Annotated in this window: 3 protein-coding genes; all 3 read right to left on the reverse strand. The window is 65.7% G+C overall.

The features are described from left to right. Nucleotides 1-300: 300 nt before the first annotated feature. Complete coding sequence (locus HP499_RS24000) at nucleotides 301-651, reverse strand: hypothetical protein (RefSeq protein WP_172326533.1); 351 nt, start codon at nucleotides 649-651, stop codon at nucleotides 301-303. Nucleotides 652-726: 75 nt separating this feature from the next. Further along, nucleotides 727-1,002: a hypothetical protein gene (locus HP499_RS24005; protein WP_172326534.1), complete on the reverse strand. Its 276-nt coding sequence runs from the start codon at nucleotides 1,000-1,002 to the stop codon at nucleotides 727-729. Nucleotides 1,003-1,071: 69 nt separating this feature from the next. Then, nucleotides 1,072-1,509 carry a hypothetical protein gene (locus HP499_RS24010; protein WP_172326535.1) on the reverse strand — a complete coding sequence of 146 codons (438 nt, stop codon included), beginning with the start codon at nucleotides 1,507-1,509 and terminating at the stop codon, nucleotides 1,072-1,074. Between the last annotated feature and the right edge of the window lie 120 nt (nucleotides 1,510-1,629).

Raw genomic sequence — 1,629 nt, forward strand, 5'->3', positions numbered from 1 at the left:
GTCGTAGACACAACAGGACCGGGCACGGCGGAGCTCTGCGACGTCGGGACCGGGCCCAACAGCCGGCCACGGAGCGAAGCGGAGTGGACGCCCAAAAGGAGTGCGAGCCCCGCGAGCATGCCTCCCCTGGCCACCGGGGATCCGCCCAGGTCAATCCCGGCCCGGGCTTGCCGCACGCACCAGGTGAGTAGTGCCGGCCCTTTTGCGGGAACGGCGGTCCGTCGCCGGCAACCACCCACAAGAGCCGGCCACCTGCGGCGGACCGCCCGCCCACACAAGGCGAACGGCCCACCCTCCGGTCTACTCGCGGCGGTCGTGGAGCGGGATGGCTCCGTACTGTCCGGCTGCGCGTCGGAATCGTGAGTCGCTGCTGAAGATGAACGTGCCGCCGAACATGTACCACGGGGCTGTTTCGTCCTCCGGGGCGACTGGCTCGGCGTGAGTCACGGTTTCGCGGTCGAAGCTCTCGTTTTTGACGAGCCGGACGGCGGGCCGTTCCTCGGTAGCTTCGAAAACGGGGTCGATGCCCTCGCCGATGACGGTTACCTCCATGACGCGGGCGGAAATGCCCTGATTGGAGAAGTCCGCGCCCAGGGCGTCGCGGTAAATCAGGGCGGTGATGCCTTTGGGGGCTGTGGTGGCGTTGCTCATGTGCTGGCTCCTTTGAAGTGGTGGGGGCTGTACTGCCCGGCTCTGGCCGGGCAGTACAGCGGTTCTCAGTTCCTGCTAGAGGAACGTGGGGCGGTGTTCGGCCGCGAACAGGACGGCCACGGCTTCGGTGTGCCAGTCCAGTGCCGCGTATTGCCGGGTGGTGTCCAGTACGGCTGGGTTCACGTGGGCCTCGGCGTTGACGGCTGCCGCCATGCCCCGGATGTGCGCGGCGAGTTCTTCGGCTCCGTCGGCGCTGTAGGCCACGGGAGACTTCTCCACGATTGCGGCGAGGGTTTCGAGGAAGACCACGGCTTGGGCCGGGCTGTTGGCGATGCTGCGCTTTTCGGTCATTGTCCTTGGTCCTTTGCTGGTTTGGTGCCTTGCCGGGCGGGGGTCCGCCCGGCAAGGAGCCGAGGGCTGTTAGGCGGCGGCTGCTGCTTGGAACGTGGGCGGGATGAGGTAGCGGCTGGGAAGCTCCGCGGCGGCCTCGGGCAGGTCTGCCGGGCCTTGGGCTTGCCCGTTCTTCCAGTGGGAAAAAGCCTCTTCGGTGATCGCGTCCCAGAAACGGGCCTTCGTCCGGTAGAACGTCGTCTTCACGTCCCCCTCGCAGTAGGTGGCCATGCCGAACAGGTTGCCGATGCCGTCAGCAGTGCGGGTTCCAGCGACCATGACATAGGGCCACTGGCCCAGGTCCCAGCCGTCAGATCCCCAACTGGGGATCACGACCCAGCCGTGTTCTGAGATGACGTCCATCCAGTCGTAACCGCCGTTCATGTGGTAATCCACGAGTACGGGCACGTCGTGGATGGTTTCTCCGGTGTCCTCGGTGGTGATCGTCTGGACGCTGATTGCGTTCATGGTTTTGTGTCCTTTGCAGAGGATTGGTGAGGGAGCGGTGTGACCCGGCCAGCTACTTTCTTTCCTCCCCCGTTGTTTTTTGGCTGCTGGCGAAGCTTGCGGAGCTGTGGCCGACGGAGG

It is taken from the genome of Paenarthrobacter sp. CM16, assembly GCF_013179505.1.
Classification (GTDB): Bacteria; Actinomycetota; Actinomycetes; order Actinomycetales; family Micrococcaceae; genus Arthrobacter.